This is a genomic window from Mycolicibacterium neworleansense (genome assembly GCF_001245615.1).
Taxonomy (GTDB): domain Bacteria; phylum Actinomycetota; class Actinomycetes; order Mycobacteriales; family Mycobacteriaceae; genus Mycobacterium; species Mycobacterium neworleansense.
This window is the reverse complement of sequence record NZ_CWKH01000002.1, coordinates 1,583,887-1,601,995: the sequence shown is the minus strand read 5'-3', so window position 1 is coordinate 1,601,995 and position 18,109 is coordinate 1,583,887. Positions and strand designations below refer to the sequence as shown.

General features: G+C 68.3%; 18 protein-coding genes, 1 tRNA gene and 1 pseudogene. 15 read left to right on the top strand and 5 right to left on the bottom strand.

Translation table 11 applies throughout. The features are described from left to right. Positions 1-118 precede the first annotated feature (118 nt). The 4 genes from ponA2 to BN2156_RS23315 all read left to right on the top strand — a co-directional run bounded on the left by ponA2 (position 119) and on the right by BN2156_RS23315 (position 4,916). Entirely contained in the window at positions 119-2,569 is a 2,451-nt protein-coding gene (gene ponA2 / locus BN2156_RS23330; protein WP_159402865.1) for a transglycosylase/D,D-transpeptidase PonA2, read from the top strand. Between the two features lie 27 nt (positions 2,570-2,596). After that, positions 2,597-3,541 (top strand): metallophosphoesterase, encoded by a 945-nt coding sequence (locus BN2156_RS23325; RefSeq protein ID WP_090517225.1) that lies wholly within the window; start codon positions 2,597-2,599, stop codon positions 3,539-3,541. After that, positions 3,538-4,644, top strand: a complete 1,107-nt coding sequence (gene cds1 / locus BN2156_RS23320) for an L-cysteine desulfhydrase Cds1 (protein WP_090517224.1) — start codon at positions 3,538-3,540, stop codon at positions 4,642-4,644. Before BN2156_RS23325 ends, cds1 begins: the two co-directional genes overlap by 4 nt. 198 nt (positions 4,645-4,842) lie before the next feature. Beyond that, a tRNA-Pro gene (locus BN2156_RS23315) sits at positions 4,843-4,916 on the top strand. Positions 4,917-4,980: 64 nt separating this feature from the next. Here the strand turns inward: BN2156_RS23315 and BN2156_RS23310 are convergent. Next, complete coding sequence (locus tag BN2156_RS23310) at positions 4,981-6,120, bottom strand: serine/threonine-protein kinase (protein ID WP_090517223.1); 1,140 nt, start codon at positions 6,118-6,120, stop codon at positions 4,981-4,983. 77 nt (positions 6,121-6,197) lie between these two features. On the opposite strand from BN2156_RS23310, the gene BN2156_RS23305 reads away from it, so the two are divergent. From BN2156_RS23305 to BN2156_RS23295, 3 genes are read left to right on the top strand one after another with little or no spacing between them, the layout of a single operon-like run. Then, positions 6,198-6,695 carry an SRPBCC family protein gene (locus BN2156_RS23305; protein WP_090517222.1) on the top strand — a complete coding sequence of 166 codons (498 nt, stop codon included), beginning with the start codon at positions 6,198-6,200 and terminating at the stop codon, positions 6,693-6,695. Positions 6,696-6,731: 36 nt separating this feature from the next. Further along, positions 6,732-7,520 (top strand): acyl-CoA thioesterase, encoded by a 789-nt coding sequence (locus tag BN2156_RS23300; RefSeq protein ID WP_090517221.1) that lies wholly within the window; start codon positions 6,732-6,734, stop codon positions 7,518-7,520. Positions 7,521-7,563: 43 nt separating this feature from the next. Further along, the gene (locus BN2156_RS23295) at positions 7,564-8,226 is read left to right on the top strand and encodes a phosphodiesterase (RefSeq protein WP_090517220.1); all 663 of its coding nucleotides are present in this window, start codon (positions 7,564-7,566) and stop codon (positions 8,224-8,226) included. Between the two features lie 18 nt (positions 8,227-8,244). On the opposite strand, the gene BN2156_RS30920 is transcribed toward BN2156_RS23295, so the two are convergent. Next, entirely contained in the window at positions 8,245-8,403 is a 159-nt protein-coding gene (locus tag BN2156_RS30920) for a hypothetical protein (protein WP_090517602.1), read from the bottom strand. Positions 8,404-8,487: 84 nt separating this feature from the next. Here BN2156_RS30920 and BN2156_RS23285 point away from each other — a divergent pair, with 84 nt between their 5' ends. Further along, on the top strand, positions 8,488-9,072 hold the full coding sequence (locus BN2156_RS23285; RefSeq protein ID WP_090517219.1) for a hemerythrin domain-containing protein: 585 nt from the start codon (positions 8,488-8,490) through the stop codon (positions 9,070-9,072). Positions 9,073-9,124: 52 nt separating this feature from the next. Here BN2156_RS23285 and BN2156_RS23280 read toward each other — a convergent pair whose 3' ends face one another. Both BN2156_RS23280 and BN2156_RS23275 read right to left on the bottom strand, forming a co-directional pair. Beyond that, positions 9,125-10,018, bottom strand: a complete 894-nt coding sequence (locus BN2156_RS23280) for a manganese catalase family protein (protein ID WP_090517218.1) — start codon at positions 10,016-10,018, stop codon at positions 9,125-9,127. A gap of 82 nt (positions 10,019-10,100) precedes the next feature. Continuing rightward, positions 10,101-10,565, bottom strand: a complete 465-nt coding sequence (locus BN2156_RS23275) for a GatB/YqeY domain-containing protein (protein WP_090517217.1) — start codon at positions 10,563-10,565, stop codon at positions 10,101-10,103. A 116-nt stretch (positions 10,566-10,681) separates the two neighbouring features. Here BN2156_RS23275 and BN2156_RS23270 point away from each other — a divergent pair, with 116 nt between their 5' ends. From BN2156_RS23270 to BN2156_RS23250, 5 genes and pseudogenes are all read left to right on the top strand, one after another. Further along, entirely contained in the window at positions 10,682-11,668 is a 987-nt protein-coding gene (locus BN2156_RS23270) for a DUF7847 domain-containing protein (protein WP_090517601.1), read from the top strand. 1 nt (position 11,669) lies between these two features. Further along, positions 11,670-12,260, top strand: a complete 591-nt coding sequence (locus BN2156_RS23265; RefSeq protein ID WP_090517216.1) for a DUF4129 domain-containing protein — start codon at positions 11,670-11,672, stop codon at positions 12,258-12,260. Continuing rightward, a pseudogene (locus BN2156_RS23260) lies at positions 12,257-13,337 on the top strand (DUF4350 domain-containing protein). Before BN2156_RS23265 ends, BN2156_RS23260 begins: the two are co-directional and overlap by 4 nt. After that, entirely contained in the window at positions 13,334-14,293 is a 960-nt protein-coding gene (locus BN2156_RS23255; protein WP_090517215.1) for an AAA family ATPase, read from the top strand. The pseudogene BN2156_RS23260 and the gene BN2156_RS23255 overlap by 4 nt, the downstream one beginning before the upstream one ends. Beyond that, positions 14,293-15,615: a DUF58 domain-containing protein gene (locus BN2156_RS23250; protein ID WP_090517214.1), complete on the top strand. Its 1,323-nt coding sequence runs from the start codon at positions 14,293-14,295 to the stop codon at positions 15,613-15,615. The genes BN2156_RS23255 and BN2156_RS23250 overlap by 1 nt, the downstream gene beginning before the upstream one ends. Here the strand turns inward: BN2156_RS23250 and BN2156_RS23245 are convergent. Then, a complete protein-coding gene (locus tag BN2156_RS23245; RefSeq protein ID WP_090517213.1) occupies positions 15,612-16,604 on the bottom strand; it encodes a stage II sporulation protein M in 993 nt (330 codons plus the stop codon). The two genes, BN2156_RS23250 and BN2156_RS23245, sit on opposite strands and share 4 nt — an antisense overlap. 32 nt (positions 16,605-16,636) lie before the next feature. Between BN2156_RS23245 and BN2156_RS23240 the strand changes: the two genes are divergently transcribed. Beyond that, complete coding sequence (locus BN2156_RS23240) at positions 16,637-17,470, top strand: RDD family protein (protein ID WP_090517212.1); 834 nt, start codon at positions 16,637-16,639, stop codon at positions 17,468-17,470. Positions 17,471-17,522: 52 nt separating this feature from the next. After that, entirely contained in the window at positions 17,523-18,098 is a 576-nt protein-coding gene (locus BN2156_RS23235) for a TetR/AcrR family transcriptional regulator (protein WP_090517211.1), read from the top strand. Positions 18,099-18,109 lie beyond the last annotated feature (11 nt).

Sequence of the window (18,109 nt, the reverse complement as noted above, 5' to 3'; positions counted from 1 at the left end):
CGGCCGTGCCGTCTGACCGCCACCTGGATGCAACGCGGTGTTTCTGCAGGCAAGCGCGATATGCCGGTGGGCCCCGCTCGCGGGAAGCCCGCTTCAGCGAGATAGCTACTCTGTACGCATGCCGGAGCAGCCGACACGACCGCCCGCGCAGCCACCCCAAGCGGTCACCATCATCAAACTGGCCTGGTGCTGCCTGCTGGCCAGCGTGCTGGTGGCCACGCTCATGTTCCCTGTCGTGGGTGGATTCGGCCTGATGTCCAACCGGGCCTCCGACGTGGTGGCCAACGGTTCGGCCGCCCTGGTCGACGGTGAGGTTCCGCAGGTCTCGACCATGGTCGACGCCAAGGGCAACACCATCGCGTGGCTGTATTCACAGCGCCGCTTCGAGGTGCCCAGCGATCAGATCGCCAACACCATGAAGCTCGCGCTGGTCTCCATCGAGGACAAGCGGTTCGCCGAACACAACGGTGTGGACTGGCAGGGCACGCTGACCGGTCTGACCGGATACATGCGCGGCGACGCGGACACCCGCGGCGGTTCGACGATCGAGCAGCAGTATGTGAAGAACTACCAGCTGCTCGTCGTCGCCCAGACCGACGCCGAGCGCCGCGCCGCGATCGAGACCACACCGGCCCGTAAGTTGCGGGAGATCCGGATGGCCCTGACGCTGGACAAGACGTTCACCAAGCCGGAGATCCTGACCCGCTATCTGAACCTGGTCTCGTTCGGCAATGGCGCGTTCGGCGTTCAGGACGCCGCACAGACGTACTTCGGCATCAACGCCTCCGAGTTGAACTGGCAGCAGGCCGCCCTGTTGGCCGGCATGGTGCAGTCCACCAGCGCACTCAATCCCTACACCAATCCCGACGGCGCCCTGGCCCGGCGGAACCTGGTGCTGGACACCATGATCGACAACATCCCGCAGGAGGCCGAGGCGCTGCGGGCCGCCAAGCAGCAGCCGCTGGGCATCCTGCCGCAGCCCAACGAGCTGCCCCGGGGCTGCATCGCCGCCGGTGACCGCGCATTCTTCTGCGATTACGCACTGGAATACCTGGCCCGCGCCGGCCTGAGCAAGGAGCAGGTGGCCAAGGGCGGCTATCTGATCAAGACCACACTGGATCCCGACGTGCAGGGCTCGGTGAAGTCGGCGATCGACAGCATCGCCCGCCCGGATGCCCCCGGCATCGCCAGCGTCATGAGCGTGATCAAGCCGGGTAAGGAATCCCATCCGGTCCTGGCGATGGGCAGCAATCGGACGTACGGCCTGAACACCGATGCCGGCGAGACCATGCAGCCGCAGCCGTTCTCCCTCGTCGGCGACGGCGCCGGGTCCATCTTCAAGATCTTCACCACGGCCGCGGCCATGGATATGGGGATGGGCATCAACACCCAGCTCGCGGTGCCGGGTTTCTTCCAGGCCAAGGGGCTGGGCAGCAGCGACACCCCGGGATGCCCGAAGGAAACCTGGTGTGTGAAGAACGCCGGCGGCTACCGCGGCACGATGAGCGTCACCGACGCCCTGGCCACCTCGCCGAATACCGCGTTCGCCAAGCTCATCTCGCAGATCGGCGTGCAGCGGTCGGTCGATATGGCGGTGCGGCTGGGGCTGCGGTCCTACGCGCTGCCCGGCACCGCCCGCGACTATGACCCGGAGAGCAACGAGAGCCTGGCCGATTTCGTCAAGCGCCAGAACATCGGCTCGTTCACCCTGGGACCCATCGAGGTCAATGCCCTCGAGTTGTCCAACGTGGCGGCCACCTTGGCCTCCGGCGGAACCTGGTGCCCGCCCAACCCGATCGCGCAGGTGCTCGACCGGCACGGCAATGAGGTGTCGGTGACCACCGAGACGTGCGATCAGGCGGTGCCCGAGGGGCTGGCCAACACCCTGGCCAATGCGATGAGCAAGGACGACCAGGCCGGCGGTACCGCCGCCGGGTCGGCCGGTTCGGTGGGCTGGGATCTGCCGATGTCGGGCAAGACCGGCACCACCGAGGCGCACCGCTCGTCGGGCTTCCTCGGTTTCACCAACCAGTACGCCGCGGCCAACTACATCTACGACGACTCCACGAGCCCCGGTGAGCTGTGCTCGTTCCCGCTGCGCCAGTGCGGCGACGGTGACCTGTTCGGCGGTAACGAGCCGGCCCGCACCTGGTTCACCGCGCTGAAGCCGATCGCCAACAACTTCGGTCCGGTGGTCATGCCGCCGACCGACCCGCGCTATGTCGACGGCGGACCCGGCTCGGTGGTGCCCACCGTGAGCGGACTGGACGAGACGGCTGCGCGGCAGCGGCTCAAGGAGGCCGGATTCCAGGTGGCCGACGGCGCCGCCTCGGTCAACAGCAGTGCGCGCTACGGCACCGTGGTCGGCACCGCCCCCAGCGGGCAGACGATTCCGGGCTCGATCGTCACGATCCAGATCAGCAACGGGATCCCGCCGGCTCCGCCGCCGCCCCCGATCGCGTTCCCGATGCCGGGTGGCCCACCGCCCGAGATCGGCCAGACCGTGGTCGAGATTCCGGGCCTGCCTCCGATCACCGTTCCGGTGCTCGGGCCTCCACCACCCCCGTGAGCACCGGTTCGCAGTAGGCTTGCCTGCATGTCAGTGAAGAAGGCAGCTGCCGTCACCGCCGGTTCGTTGGTCGCCGGGATCGGCTACGCGTCCCTGATCGAGCGCAACGCGTTCGTGCTGCGGGAAGCGACCATGCCGGTGCTGGCCCCGGGCTCCTCGCCCCTGCGCGTCCTGCATCTGTCCGATCTACACATGCGCCCCAACCAGCGCCGCAAGCAGGCCTGGCTGCGTGATCTGGCCCGCCTGGAACCCGACCTGGTGGTCAACACCGGTGACAACCTGGCCCACCCGAAGGCCGTGCCCGCCGTCGTGCAATCCCTCAGTGAGCTGCTGTCGGCGCCCGGACTGTTCGTGTTCGGCAGCAACGACTACTTCGCGCCGCGGCTGAAGAACCCGCTGAACTACGTCACCAATCCGCAGCACCGGTCGCACGGTGAGCCGCTGCCGTGGCAGGACCTGCGTGCCGCCTTCACCGAGCGCGGCTGGCTCGACATGACCCACCTCCGTCGCGACGTCGAGGTGGCCGGGCTGCACATCTCGGTGGCCGGCGTCGACGATCCACACCTCAAGCGCGACCGCTACGACACCATCGCCGGCCGGGCCAACGGCGCGGCGAACCTGACACTGGGGCTCACGCACTCCCCCGAGCCGCGGGTGCTGGACCGCTTCGCCGCCGACGGCTATCAGCTGGTGCTGGCCGGGCACACCCACGGCGGGCAGCTGTGCCTGCCGTTCTACGGGGCCATCGTGACCAACTGCGAGCTGGACCGGTCCCGGGCCAAGGGCGCTTCGAAGTGGGGCTCGCACATGCAGCTGCACGTGTCGGCGGGCATCGGCACATCGCCGTTCGCGCCGGTGCGGTTCTGCTGCCGTCCGGAGGCCACCCTGCTGACGCTGGTGGCAGCGCCGACCGGTGGCGGACACGTCGGGACCAGGGCCGGGCAATCCAGCCCGACCGTCTCGGCCCGGTGAGCCAACCGGCCGATACCGCCTCACGCCCCCGGCCACGCCGGTGGGTGGACGATGCGGTGCGGCTGATCGAAGCTGATTCCAAACGCAGCGCCGACACTCATCTGCTGCGGTACCCGCTGCCGACGGCCTGGAGCAATGGCGTCGACGTCCAGCTGTATCTCAAAGACGAGTCCACCCACATCACCGGCAGCCTCAAGCACCGTCTGGCGCGTTCCCTGTTCCTGTACGGGTTGTGCAACGGCTGGATCGGTGAGGGCACCACGATCATCGAGGCGTCCTCGGGGTCGACGGCGGTGTCCGAGGCCTACTTCGCGGCGCTGCTGGGTCTGCCGTTCATCGCGGTGGTGCCCGCCTCGACCAGTGGCTCGAAGATCGCGCTGATCGAAGCCCAAGGCGGCCGTTGCCATTTCGTCGCCGAGTCATCGCAGGTGTATGCCGAGGCGCACCGGTTGGCCGAGGAGACCGGCGGGCACTATCTGGACCAGTTCACCAACGCCGAGCGGGCCACCGACTGGCGCGGCAACAACAACATCGCCGAGTCGATCTACGAGCAGATGCGCCTGGAACACCATCCGGTCCCGGAGTGGATCGTGGTGGGGGCGGGCACCGGCGGCACCAGCGCGACGATCGGCCGCTACATCCGCTACCGCAGGCATGCCACGCAGTTGTGTGTCGTCGACCCGGAGAATTCGGCGTTCTTCCCTGGTTACGCACAGGGCCGCGACGACGTCGTCACGGGCGCGTCGTCACGCATCGAGGGCATCGGCAGGCCGCGGGTGGAGCCGTCGTTCCTGCCCGGCGTCGTCGACCGCATGATCGCCGTGCCCGACAGCGGGTCGGTGGCCGCGGCTCATCACGCGAGCCGGGTGCTGGGCCGCCGCGTCGGTCCGTCGACGGGCACCAATTTGTGGGGCGCGTTCGGTCTGCTGGCCGAAATGATCGCGCACGGCCGCAGCGGGTCGGTGGTGACCCTGCTGGCCGACAGCGGGGACCGCTACGCGGACACCTACTTCGATGCGGACTGGCTCAGCGCCCAGGGGCTGGACACCTCCGCGTCCGCGGAGGTGCTCTCGGAGTTCGAGCGCTCGGGCAGCTGGTCCTGATCGGTCTCGGCCGTCAGGAACAGCCACAACGCTGCCAGGGCAAAGAACCCCAGGTAGATGAAGGCTCCCAAGACGGTCATGCAGCGTATAACGTCGCCGGCACGCCAAATGCTTCCCGTTGTCCGCGGTAGGAAACCGCGCAGGGGTGGCCGTTTGGCTTTCGAGGTACCCGGTGCGATAGGCTGTCGAAGCTTCACGCGGGGTGTGGCGCAGCTTGGTAGCGCGCTTCGTTCGGGACGAAGAGGTCGTGGGTTCGAATCCCGCCACCCCGACAGTGCAAGCAAGGCCCAGACCACAGAAATCCGGTCTGGGCCTTGCTTTTTGTAGAGAACCGCCTCAGTCGTGCGGATGCCCCTTCTTGCCGTGCCCCTTGCCGTGGCCGTTCCCGTTGCCGATGCCCGGGCCCCGATCCTGCTCGTCCTCGGGTGGGGGCGGGATGAACGTGGGCTCGCTGGTGGCGGCGGGCACCGTCGGCTCGATGGAAGTGGTCACCGGTGTGATCGGCGTGCGCTGCGGCGGCGGGTCGGAGATCAGCAGGATCGCCCCGAGCACGACGGCCACCATGGCGGCGGCGGCGGCGAGCAGGATCCGGATGCGCGAGCGGGAGTGTCCGGGCAGCATCGCCGGGGGCAGCATCAGGGTCGCCGGAGGAGCCGGCGGCGCGGGTCGAGCGGGCGGCGCTCCCTGGAGGGCGGCCCGCATCTCGGCGGCGTCGGTGAAGCGGTAGGCCGGATCCCGAGACATGGCCCGTTCCAGCACGCGGACCAGAGCGGGGTCGACGTCGGGACGCAGCACCGCGATCGGTGTCAGCGGCTCATCGAGCACGGCCCGCATGGTGGCCACCGGGCTCTCGCGCTCGAACGGAAGACGCCGGGTCAATGCCTCGTAGCCGAGGACTCCGAGGGCATACAGATCGTCCGACGGTGACGCCGGCTTCCCGGTAATCCGTTGCGGGCTCAGGTAGTTGGCGGTACCGAACACCATTCCGACGCGGGTGTGGGCGGCCCCGTCGGTCTTGGCGATTCCGAAGTCGGCGAGCTTGGCGGCACCGGAGCGGGTGATCAGGACGTTGCCGGGCTTGATGTCGCGATGCAGGATGCCTGCGTCGTGTGCGGCGGTCAGCGCACTGAGCAGGTCGGCGAGCACCCAGCGCACACGGTCGGCCGACAGCGGTCCGGCGGCGATCTCCTCGGCCAGGGTGGGGCCGGGCAGCCGTTCCATCACGATGTACGGCGTCCCGTTGTCCTCACCGCTGTCGTGGACCGCGACGATGTTCGGGTGATTGAGGGCGGCGGCGGCCCGCGCCTCGTTCTCGAACCGCCGACGCGTCACCTCGTCGGCGGCCAGGGCCGGATAGAGCAGTTTGATCGCGACCGGACGCGACAACCTGTTGTCCCAGCCGTCGTGTACCTCGGCCATGCCGCCGCGGCCGAGCAGGCCGCGCAGCTCGTAGCGGCCGCCGAGCGCCGCCGTCATAGGTCCCCTCTCCGGAATGGTCTTGTATCCGAGTATTCCGCAGTGCCCGTCATGCCCTGCTGGGGCATGCTGGCACCATGCCCCGGTTCACACTGGAATCCGCCGACGCCGATTTCTTCACGACGGCACCGCACATCTTCACCTATGAGAAGCGGTTCGCGGCACCGCCCGAACGGGTGTGGGAGTCCCTGGTGTCGGATGAGTCCCTGGCCGCCTGGGGGCCGTCGATCACCAAGGTGAACTGGTTGACGCCGAGGCCCTTCGGCGTCGGCACCTCTCGCGAGGTCACGCTGGCGCCGGGCGTGGCCCGGGTGCACGAGACGTTCTTCCGCTGGGAGGAGGGGCGTCGATACTCGTTCACCGTCGATCACGCCAGCATCCCGTCGCTGCGCCGATTTGCCGAGGACTATCTGGTCGAACCGGCCGGCGACGGCCAGACTCAGTTCACCTGGATCGTGGCGATCGAGCCGAAGCCGTTGTTCGCGATTCCGTTCAAGGCGCTGGCGCCGGTGGTCAAGGCGGCGTTCGGGCGGCTGGCCTCCGACGGCCAGCGGTATTTCGCCGAGCAGGTGTGACCGAAGTCCCAACCAAGCAGTTGATAGCCTCGGCCGATGGCAGCGCTGAGCTGGATCGCCCAACTGTTGCAGTTCGACCGCGACGGCGATGACTTCTGTATTCGAGAACCCCGCCGCGGCGCAGCCGAGCGGTTGTTCGGCGGCCTGATCGCGGCGCAGTCGTTGGGTGCGGCCGGGGCCACCGTCGACGACGGCAAGCTTCCGCAGTCGCTGCACGCCTACTTCGTCCGCGGCGGCCGCTACGACGCCGAGGTCGAGTTCCACGTCGACCGCATCCGCGACGGACGCGCATTCGCCACCCGTCACGTCACCGCCAGCCAGAACGGCGCCGTGATCCTGGAGATGATGGCCTCGTTCCACGAGCCAGAGCCGGGCCTGGACTGGTCCCCCGAGATCACGCCCGCCCTGGAGTTCGACGCGGCGGTCCCCAAGGTCGACGTCATGGACTTCGGGGACAAATTCGACCTGCGCACCATGCCCACGGACCACACCGAGTTCGCGATCTCGCCGTTCTGGATCCGCACGCAAGACGAGATCGAGGACGATCCACTGATCCGGGCCTGCACCCTGACATTCCTGTCCGACCTCGGGCCGGTGCCTGCGGCACTACCGCCGACGGTCCCGCTGCGGTCCGATCTGGGTTTCGCCGCCAGCCTCGACCACTCGATCTGGTTCCACCGGCCGTTCCGGCCCCACGGCTGGCACCGCTACGAGCTCCGGTCGGCGAATCACAACGACTCCCGCGGGCTGGCCCGCGGCTCGCTCTACGACACCGCGGGCACGCTGGTCGCCAGCGTCAGCCAGGAAGCCCTCTGGCGGATCTAGCCGGGCGCGTTTGCCCAGCCCTCATGGTGGGCAGTCGGTGGCCATGAAGATCTCCGATGTCGCAGCCTGGCCGGTCGAGTTCGGTGCCGCGGTGCGCCACCGCCGTCTGTTCCACCCGAACGGCGTGCTGGCACGTGGCAGCCTGGAACGCACCGCCCCGCCCACCAGAGGCCTGCCGCTCTACTCGTGCGATGTCGTCGGCAGATTGTCGAAGGGCCTCGGGACGCCAGGGTCCGTGCCGGACATCGCCGGTCTGGCCTGGCGGATGCCACCGCAACTGTCCGGCACGCCCTGGGATGTGCTGCTCGCCTCCACACTGGCCGGCAACCGATTTGTGTTGTGGCCGGCCAATTCCTGGACAGGTATCACCTTCTCGAGCGTGATGCCGCTGAGATTCGACGGCGCGCTGTGGTGGCTGCGGGCTCGCCTCCGTACCGAGTTCGACGGCGCCGGACTCTCCCTCGACAGCGTGAACGGTCAGTTGGAACGCGGTGGAATCCAGTTCGACATCGAACAATGCCCACCGACCGGCGAATTCGAACCACTGGGCAGGCTGTCACTGCGTGAGAAGCTTCCGCACGGGCGCGACGTCTCCTTCGACCCCGCGCTTCACGAGGCTGACGGGGTCCGTCTGGCTCCCGGTTGGCTTGCCGATATCCGCCGCGGCGCCTATCACAGCAGCCGCGTCGGGCGTGACGCCGAATAATCCGACACGGCGCTGCACTCAGTCGGGCGGTTCCTGGCTGGTGCTCTCGGTGGTATCGACGTCGGGGGTGTCCTCCGGGACGTTCTTGGCCCGATTCCGCTTGTCGGCGGCGGCACCGTTGGCACCGCGTTCATCGTCGCGGTGCTGTTCGTCGTAGATCCCCTTACCGGTTGGCATGTGCCTGAAATACCCGTAGCCGCCGAGTTTCAACCCGATGGCCCCGGGTATGCGCACCCGAACTCACCAGGAAGGGCAACGAACATGGATGCACTTACATTTCTGCGTCAGGACCACAAGAGCGTCCTGGGCATGCTCGAAGTACTCGACGGCGCACCGACCGGTCCGGGTGCCCACACCAGCGGATTGGGCACCATGGTGACCAACCTCGTCATCGCCGAATCGCAGCATGAAGCCATCGAGGAACAACTGTTCTGGCCGATGGTGCGCGATGTACTCGACGACGGTGACGAACTCGCCGATGAGGCGCTTGAACAGGAGCAGGCCGGAAAGAAGCTCTTGCAGCGGCTCGAGGACGGCTCGCCCGGTGAGCCCGAATATCACGATGCACTAAGGGAATTCGTCAAGGTGGGCCGCGAGCACATCGCATACGAAGAGGACGTGGTGTGGCCCAGGTTCGAAGCCGCCGTCGATCCCGAGGAGCGCGAGAAGCTCGGCGCCAAGCTGGAACTGGCCAAGAAGCTCGCCCCTACCCGTCCGCATCCGGACACCCCATCGAGCTCAACGGCCCAGAAAACGGCGGGCACCGCGGCCGCCATCGTCGACCGCGTCCGGGACGCGGCGACCAGTCGCGACGAGGAAAATCCGCCCGACCCGCAGACCCACTGAACAGCCACCGACGGCCGGCGTCCCCAGGGGGCGCCGGCCGTCGTCATCCGAATTACATGACTGCGCTGTGTTGTTCGTGGGTGAACGGCTTCTCGCTGTCCACGGCAGGACTGCCTTCGGGGTTCTTCTTCGCGCCCTGATTCTGACGCAACCTGCCGCCGAGCCATTCTTCCTGCGGCTTGCTGACGTACTTCCACTTCATGCCCTCGGGCCACGGGCCCTGCCCCTGGTTCCACGGACCGCGCGCATCACCGGCGCCATTGGACATGTTGAAGGCGACGTTCTGGAACCGGTCATCGCCCGGCAACTGCCCCGGCGGGAAGTTCACCGGCAGTTCGTTGAGCGCCGCGGTGAACTGCTGGAAGTGGGCCACCTCACGGGTCATCAGGAAGGTCAGGGTGTCCTGCACACCTGGATCGTCGGTGAACTGCTTGAGATACTCGTAGACGATCTTGGCCCGTGATTCGGCGGCCAGATTGCTGCGCAGGTCCACAGACGGATCACCGTTCGAGTTGACGTAGGCGCCACTCCACGGCACCCCGGCGGAGTTGCTGACATCGGGCCCACCGCCGGTCAGGGCGAAGTGCAGCGGGTTGGCCGCCACACTGTGCACGATCTCGTCGCGGCCGTCTGTGCTTCCCACTGCGGGCATCCAGTCGCAGCGTTCGTTGGCGATCTTGAGGTCGTCGTTGAGCCCGTCGAGCAGCATGGTGATCATCGAGCCGACCATCTCCAGGTGGGACAGTTCCTCGGTCGCGATGTCCATCATGAGGTCGTACATCTTCGGGCTCTTCTCCCGCAGCACGAATGCCTGGGTGAAGTACTGCATGGCGGCCTTCAATTCGCCGTTGGCGCCGCCGAATTGCTCCTGGAGCAGGGTGGCGAAGCGTGGGTCTGGCTCGGTGACCCGAACCTCGAATTGCAGATCCTTGTTGTGAACAAACATATCGGGTACCTCCAGGGCTATCGACGGCTAGGGATGCCGGGCGGGTACCCGGCGACGGCCGCGTCAAACTCCCTGGAGGGCCCTACAGTCGCGCTTTGACCGCCGCGGACAGCCGGGCGCCGTCGGCCTTGCCGGCGGCGATGGTCGTGGCGGCCTTCATCACCTGGCCCATCTGCCGCATGCCGGGACGTTCCCCGATCTGTTCGGCGACCTGTGCGATGGCGGTGTCGGCGACGTCGGCGAGTTCGGCGTCGGTCAGCGGGGTGGGCAGGTATTCGTCGATGACGCGGGCCTCGGCGTGCTCGTTGGCGGCCAGTTCGCCGCGCCCGTTCTGGGTGTAGATCTCGGCCGCCTCGCCGCGCTTCTTCGATTCGCGGGCCAGTACCGCGATCACCTCGGCGTCAGACAGTTCCCTGGCCTGCTTGCCCGAGACCTCCTCGCTCTGGATCGCGGCCAGCACCATGCGCAGGGTGGCGGTGCGCAACTTGTCCTGCGACTTCATCGCGCCGGTGAGATCCGCGCGCAGCTTGTCCTTGAGCTCGGCCATAGCGCCAACCTACGCTGCGATCAGTCCTGGCCCGCATCGAATTTCGGATAGAACGACGTTCGGTGGATCCGCACCGTAGTTGCTGACCGGCAACCCGGGAGGTCAGGATGGAACCCATGACGAGCGGTCGGCCACACCTTGCCCACTTTTCGGCAGGGAGCGTGATCCCGCTTCGTCCACTGAGCCTCACCGACATCTTCAATGGCGCCGTCGCCTACATCCGCACCAATCCGAGAGCGACGCTGGGGCTGGCCACCGTGGTGGTGCTGGCCTCGCAGATCATCTCGCTCGCATTGCAGGTCGGGCCGCTGTCCGCGCTGGGCGAATTCGACTCCACCGTGCAGGGCGAGGCTCCCTCAGCCGGGACGATCGTGGTGTTCGCCGGCGGCGTGTTCACCGGAATCGTCGTCACGACCCTGTCCTCACTTCTGCTCAGCGGCATGCTCACGGTGGTGATCGGTCGCTCGGTGTTCGGTGGCAGCATCACGGTCGGCGAAGCCTGGCAGCGGCTGCGTGGCCGGTTGCCGGCGCTGATCGGGCTGACCGTGTTGCAGGCCATAGCGTTGATCCTGGTCGCTGCCGGTGTGACTGTGCTGATCGTCGGGGCGGACGCACTCGGCGGTGGGCTGGCCGCGTTCGCGATCGGGGCGGTGTCGGTACCGCTGGCCCTGGTCGCAGTGCTCTACGCGTCGACGGTTCTGCTGTTCTCCCCCGCGGTGATCGTGTTGGAGCAGCGCGGCATCATCGCGGCGGTCAAGCGTTCATTCGTTTTGGTCAACAAGGATTTCTGGCGTGTGTTCGGCATCTGGCTGCTGGCCACCATCGTGGCCGGGGTGATCGGCTGGGGTGTGGGTGCGCCGTTCAACGTGGCCGGGCAGATCATGTCGATGGTCGACGAGGGACCCACGGTGCCGGCCCTGATACTGACCGCCGTGGGCGCCGCCATCGGCCAGATCGTCACCGCGCCGTTCAGCGCGGGCGTGGTGGTGCTGCTGTACGCCGACCGCCGGTTCCGGGCCGAGGCGTTCGATCTGATGCTGCAGACCGGTGCGGATGCGCCGGTCGAGACTGCGGACCAACTATGGCTGCCCCGGTACATCTGAGGTGACGAACATCGACATCGACCGTGACGCCGCGCACGACGCCGCGCAGAACGAATTGGCCAAACCGATCTACCCCCGGGCGTCACCGACCGATCAGATCAGCGAGTGGCTCAACGATCTGCTGTACCGGATCACCGCCGCCGGCTCCACGATTCCGGGTGGCTGGTTCACCATCTCAGTGCTGGTGATCCTGGTCGTGGTCGCCGTCGTGGTGGCGGTGCGCATTGCGCGACGCACCATGCGTACCGCCCGCGCCGGGGCCCAGGCCCTGTTCGACCGCCAGGAACTCAGCGCCGCGCAACACCGATCGATTGCCGAACAATATGCCGCACAAGGCGATTGGTCGGCCGCGATTCGTAATCGGGTGCGCGCGCTGGCCCGTCATCTTGAGGAGGCCGGCGTCCTGGACGCCGTCCCGGGCCGTACCGCCACCGAACTCGCTCGCGACGCCGGCGCGGCCCTGCCCGCGAGGGCATCAGAGTTGTCCATCGCGGCAACCACATTCAACGACGTCACCTACGGTGAGCGGCCGGGTACCGAGTCGGCCTACCGGGCGATCGCGGCCCTTGACGACGAGGTCATTCCCGTATGAGAGAGCGCCTCCGTACGGCACGATGGGTGCTGCTCGCATTCGCGGTCATCGTCGCGGTGGCTGTCGCGACGGTCTATCTGACCGCGCCGCGCCCGGGTGGGGCGATGGATCCGGCCTCGACCTCACCGCAGGGGACGCACGCGCTGGTCAGCCTGTTGCGCGATCACGGCGTCGAGGTGATCGTCGCCGCCGATGTCGACGAGGTGCAGCGCGCCGCCCGTCCCGGCACCTTGCTGGTGGTGGCGCAGACGATGTTCTTGTCCAGCGAGAAGACGGTTGGCAGGTTGACCGATCTGCCCGGCGACCTGCTGCTGGTGGCGCCCGTGGCACTCACCCGGGAGAAGCTGGCCCCGCAGATCCGGCTGGACGAGCCAACACAGTTCGGCGGCGGTGAGCCCGATTGCGAACTGGCCGAGGCGAACCGGGCCGGCACGACCCAGTTGGGCACCACCGACACCTACACCGCCGCCGACAGTGCGCCGGTGACCCTCTGCTACGGCGGTGCACTGGCCCGCTACCACGACGGGGAACGTACCGTCACCGTGGTCGGCACGGGTGACTTCATGACGAACTCACGGCTGCTGAAAGAGGGCAATGCCGCGCTGGCGATGAATCTGGCCGGCGCCGCACCGCGGGTGATCTGGTATGCGCCACAGCATTTCGAGGCCAGCTCCACCGGTGAGCGCAGCCTGTCGGATCTGCTGCCCGTGCAGATCCGGTGGATCGTCCTGCAGCTGTGCCTGGTGGTGGCGCTGCTCGCGGTCGCACAGGGCCGGCGTCTCGGCCCGTTGGTCGCCGAGTCACTGCCGGTCGTGGTCCGCGCCTCGGAAACCGTCGAGGGCCGCGGGCGGCTGTACCGCTCCCGCCGGGCGCGTGACCGCGCCGCCGACGCATTACGCGCCGCGGCGCTGGGCCGGCTGCTGCTGCGGCTGGGCGGCCGCCGTCGCCGCCCGCTGCGGCACCGCCGCCAACTCGGCCGGCCACATTCTGTTCGGCCCGCCCCCGGCCACCGACGCCGAACTCGTCCACCTCGCACACCAACTCGACGACATCGAAAGGCAGGTCGCACAGTCGTGACTCAGCCCTCCCCCGACCCAGCCCGTGAAGCCCTGCTGGCCCTGCGCAACGAGATCGCCAAGGTGGTGGTCGGTCAGGATGCGGTGATCAGCGGCCTGGTGGTGGCGCTGCTGTGCCGGGGCCATGTGCTGCTCGAGGGTGTGCCCGGGGTGGCCAAGACCCTGTTGGTGCGCACCCTGGCCGCGGCGCTGCAGCTGGATTTCAAGCGCGTGCAGTTCACCCCGGACCTGATGCCCGGTGATGTCACGGGCTCGCTGGTGTACGACGCGCGCACCGCCGAGTTCGAGTTCCGTGCCGGGCCGGTGTTCACGAATCTGCTGCTGGCCGACGAGATCAACCGGACCCCGCCGAAAACCCAGGCGGCGCTGCTGGAGGCCATGGAGGAGCGCCAGGTCAGCGTCGACGGGACCCCCCGACCGCTGCCCGATCCGTTCATCGTGGCGGCCACCCAGAACCCGATCGAGTACGAGGGCACCTATCAGCTGCCCGAGGCTCAGCTGGACCGCTTCCTGCTCAAGCTCACGGTGCCGCTGCCGCCGCGGGATCAGGAGATCGCGATCCTGGGACGGCACGCGCACGGCTTCGATCCACGTGACCTGTCCTCTGTCCAGCCGGTGGCCGGTGCGGCCGAGCTGGCAGCCGGACGCGACGCGGTGCGCCAGGTGCTCGTCGGTGATGAGGTGCTGGGCTACATCGTCGACATCGTCGGGGCCACCCGGCATTCCCCGTCCTTGCAGCTCGGCGTATCCCCGCGCGGCGCGACCGCGCTGCTGGCCACATCGCGGTCCTGGGCCTGGCTGTCCGGCCGCAACTACGTGACCCCGGACGACGTCAAGGCGATGGCCCGGTCGACGCTGCGACACCGGGTGGCGTTGCGCCCGGAGGCCGAGCTGGAGGGCGCCACCTCCGACGGAGTGCTGGACGGCATCCTGGCTGCTGTTCCGGTGCCGCGCTGATGGTCCTCACCGGCCGCGCCGGTCTGGTGGCACTTGTGTGCGTGCTGCCGATTGCGTTGGCCCCTTGGCCGGCAACGGCTTTCGTCGCCCTGGCGGCGTTGTTGGCCGTGGCCGTGGCGACCGACGTCGTGCTGGCCGGCCGCATCGGCGGGCTGCGGCTGTCCCGTGGTGGCGAGTCCACCGCCCGCCTGGGTAAGACCGTCGACGCAATGCTCAGCGTGCACAACACCGGGCGCCGCCGGGTCCGCGGCACGATTCGCGATGCGTGGCCGCCCAGCGCCACCGCGCAACCGCGCGCACATCAGGTGAATATCGATGCCGGCCAACAAGTTTCCCTGGCCACCAGGTTGCACCCGGTCCGCCGAGGTGACCAGCACAGCGAGCTGGTCACGGTGCGCTCGATCGGGCCGCTGGGGTTGGCCGGGCGGCAACGTTCGCAGCGGTTACCAGGACAGGTACGGATCCTGCCGCCGTTCCTGTCCCGTAAGCACCTGCCGTCCCGGCTGGCCAGGCTGCGGCAACTGGACGGCGCGATCCCGGTGCTGATCCGCGGCCAGGGCACCGAATTCGATTCGCTGCGGGAGTATGTGGTCGGCGATGACGTCCGCTCGATCGACTGGCGTGCCACGGCGCGGCGCGCCGACGTGGTGGTGCGTACCTGGCGGCCGGAGCGTGACCGCCGGGTCGTGATCGTGCTCGACACCGGACGTACCTCGGCAGGCCGGGTCGGCGTGGATCCGACCGCGCTGGATCCGGGCGGGTGGCCGCGCCTGGACTGGTCGATGGACGCGGCGCTGCTGCTGGCGGCCTTGGCTTCGCGGGCCGGTGACCATGTCGACTTCCTGGCCATCGACCGCACGCCCCGCGCCGGGGTGTGGGGCGCCTCGCGGACCGAGCTGCTGGCCTCGGTCGTCGCGGCGATGGCGCCGTTACAGCCGGCACTGGTGGAATCCGATGCCACCGCGATGGTTTCGGCGGTATTGCGCCGGGTACGCGGCCGGGCACTGATCGTGCTGCTGACCGATCTGAATGCCTCGGCGCTCGACGAGGGCTTGATGACGGTGCTGCCGCAGCTCTCGGCGCGCCATCAGGTGCTGCTGGCCGCGGTGTCCGATCCGCGGGTGGACCAGCTTGCGGCCGGCCGGTCCGATGCCGCACAGGTATATGACGCCGCCGCTGCCGAACGCGCCCGCAACGACCGCCGGGCCATCGCGTCACGGCTGCGCGGACATGGTGTCGATGTGGTCGATGCCCGCCCCGAAGATCTGGCGCCCGCGCTCGCCGACCACTACCTGGCGATGAAGGCGGCGGGCAAGCTCTAGGCAGTCGGCAGCACGTCGGGCGCATCCTCCAGGTCGCCGCTCTCCCCTGCCCGGGCGGCCTTGCGCCCGAAGTGGAACACGTAGGCCAGGAAGGCCAGTTCGGCCGCGATGCCGATGCCGATCCGCATCCAGGTGGGCAGCGGCGACGGGGTCACCAGGGCCTCGATCAGACCGGACACGAGCAGCACGACGGCCAGTCCGATCGCGGCCGCAACCACGGCCCGGCCCTGCTCGGCCAGCACCTGCGCCCGGGGCCGGTTGCCTGGCGCGATCACCGTCCAGCCCAGCCGCATCCCGACCGCGGCGGCCAGGAACACCGCGGTCAGCTCGAGCAGTCCGTGCGGGGTGATCAGGCCGAGGAACAGATCGCCTTTGCCCGCGCCGAACATCAGCCCGGCGTTCGCGCCGAGGTTCGCCGCGTTCTGGAACAGCACGTACGGGATGGGCAGTCCGAGCAGGATCGCGAAGGCGATGCACTGCGCGGCGACCCAGGAGTTGTTCACCCAGACCTGCAGGGCAAAGGAGGCGGCCGGGTGCTCGCTGTAATACGACTCGAAGTCGTGGTTGACCAATTCATCGATCTCGCTTGGCGTTCCGATGGCCGCGTGCACCTCGGGGTTGCCCGCTATCCACAACGCCATTGCCGCCGCGACGACGAAGAACGCCACCGCCGATCCCAGCCACCAGCGCCAGGACCGGTAGGCCACGACCGGGAACGACACGGTCCAGAACCGGAGGAATTCGCGCCACAGCGGGGCGTGCGCACCGGTCACCGCGGCCCGCGCCCGGGCTACGAGCCCGGACAGCCGTCCCACCAGCACCGAGTCCTGCGAGGCCGACCGCACCATCGACAGGTGCGTGGACACCCGCTGATACAGGTCGACGAGCTCGTCGACCTCTGCACCGGTCAACCGTCGGCGCCGTTTTACCAACTGCTCCAACCGGTCCCAGGTGGGGCGATGGGCCACGACGAACGCATCGACATCCACCTGGCAAAGCGTAGTCGGTAGCGTGTGTCGGTATGGTTTGGCAGCCCGCACCGGTGGTGACCGGGGACGCCGTCGTCCTCGACGTTGCAATTGCCCAGTTGCCGGTACGCACCCTGGCCGCCCTGATCGACATCGTGGTGATCGCCATCGGGTACGTGGTGGGGCTGGTGCTGTGGTCGATCACCCTGACCCAACTCGACGAGGCGTTGTCGGCGGCGATCCTGATCATCTTCACGGTGCTGACCCTGGTGGGTTATCCGGTGGTGATGGAGACCGCGACGCGTGGCCGGTCGCTGGGCAAGATGGCGTTGGGCCTGCGGGTGGTGGCCGAGGACGGCAGCCCGGAGCGCTTCCGCCAGGCGTTGTTTCGCGGGCTGGCGGGGTTCATCGAGATCTGGATGCTCACCGGTGGGCCCGCGGTGATCTGCAGCCTGTTGTCGGCCAAGGGCAAACGGCTCGGCGACATCTTCGCGGGCACGGTGGTGATCAGTGAGCGCGGACCCAAGCTGAACCCGCCTCCGGTGATGCCGCCGGCGCTGGCGTGGTGGGCCGCCACTCTGGAACTGTCCGGCCTGGGCCCCGAGCAGGCCGAGTTGGCCCGGCAGTTCCTGTCCCGGTCGGCTCAACTCGATCCGCGGATCCGCCATGAGATGGGGCACCGCATCTTCGGTGAGGTGGCCTCGCGCATCTCACCTCCGCCTCCTCCGGGCGTACCGGCCGAGTACGTGCTGGCCGCGGTTTTGGCCGAGCGGCATCGGCGCGCGCTGGCCCGGCTGATGCCCCAAGCCCGGGTCGCGACGTTCCCGGCGCCGTACCCCGGCTCGCTGCCACCGCCGCCGACCAGCGGGTTCACTCCACCCAGCTAGGGTGTGGGACATTACTGTCCCATTTTGACCCTATCGTGCTACATTTTGATTCATGACCAGTTCGGCGTCGACGCACAGCGGGCCGCGTGAGCGCACCCGCAAAGCGATCCTCGATGCCGCGATGACGGTCCTGGCCGACAACGCGACCGCCTCGCTCTCCGATATCGCGGCCGCCGCCGACGTCGGCCGCAGCACGGTGCACCGGTACTACCCGGAGCGCACCGACCTTTTGCGCGCCCTGGCCCGGCATGTGCACGACCTCACCATCGCCGCGATCGATCGCGCGGACCCGATGCACGGTCCCGTGGACGCGGCGCTGCGCCGGGTGGTGGAGAGCCAACTCGACCTGGGGCCCATCGTGCTGTTCGTCTACAGCGAGCCCACGATCCTGGCCGATCGCGAGTTGGCGGCCCACCTGGACACCGGTGACGAGGCGATCGTCGAAGTACTGAACCGCGCCTCTGTCGACAGGCCCGAATACCCCCCAGGATGGGCCCGGCGAGTGTTCTGGGCCCTGCTTGACGCCGGCTACGAAGCCGCCAAGCAGGACGGCACACCCCGCCACCAAATCGTCGACGCCATCATGACCAGCCTGACCGCGGGCACCATTCAACTCCCGCGCGGCTGATCTCCTCTTTC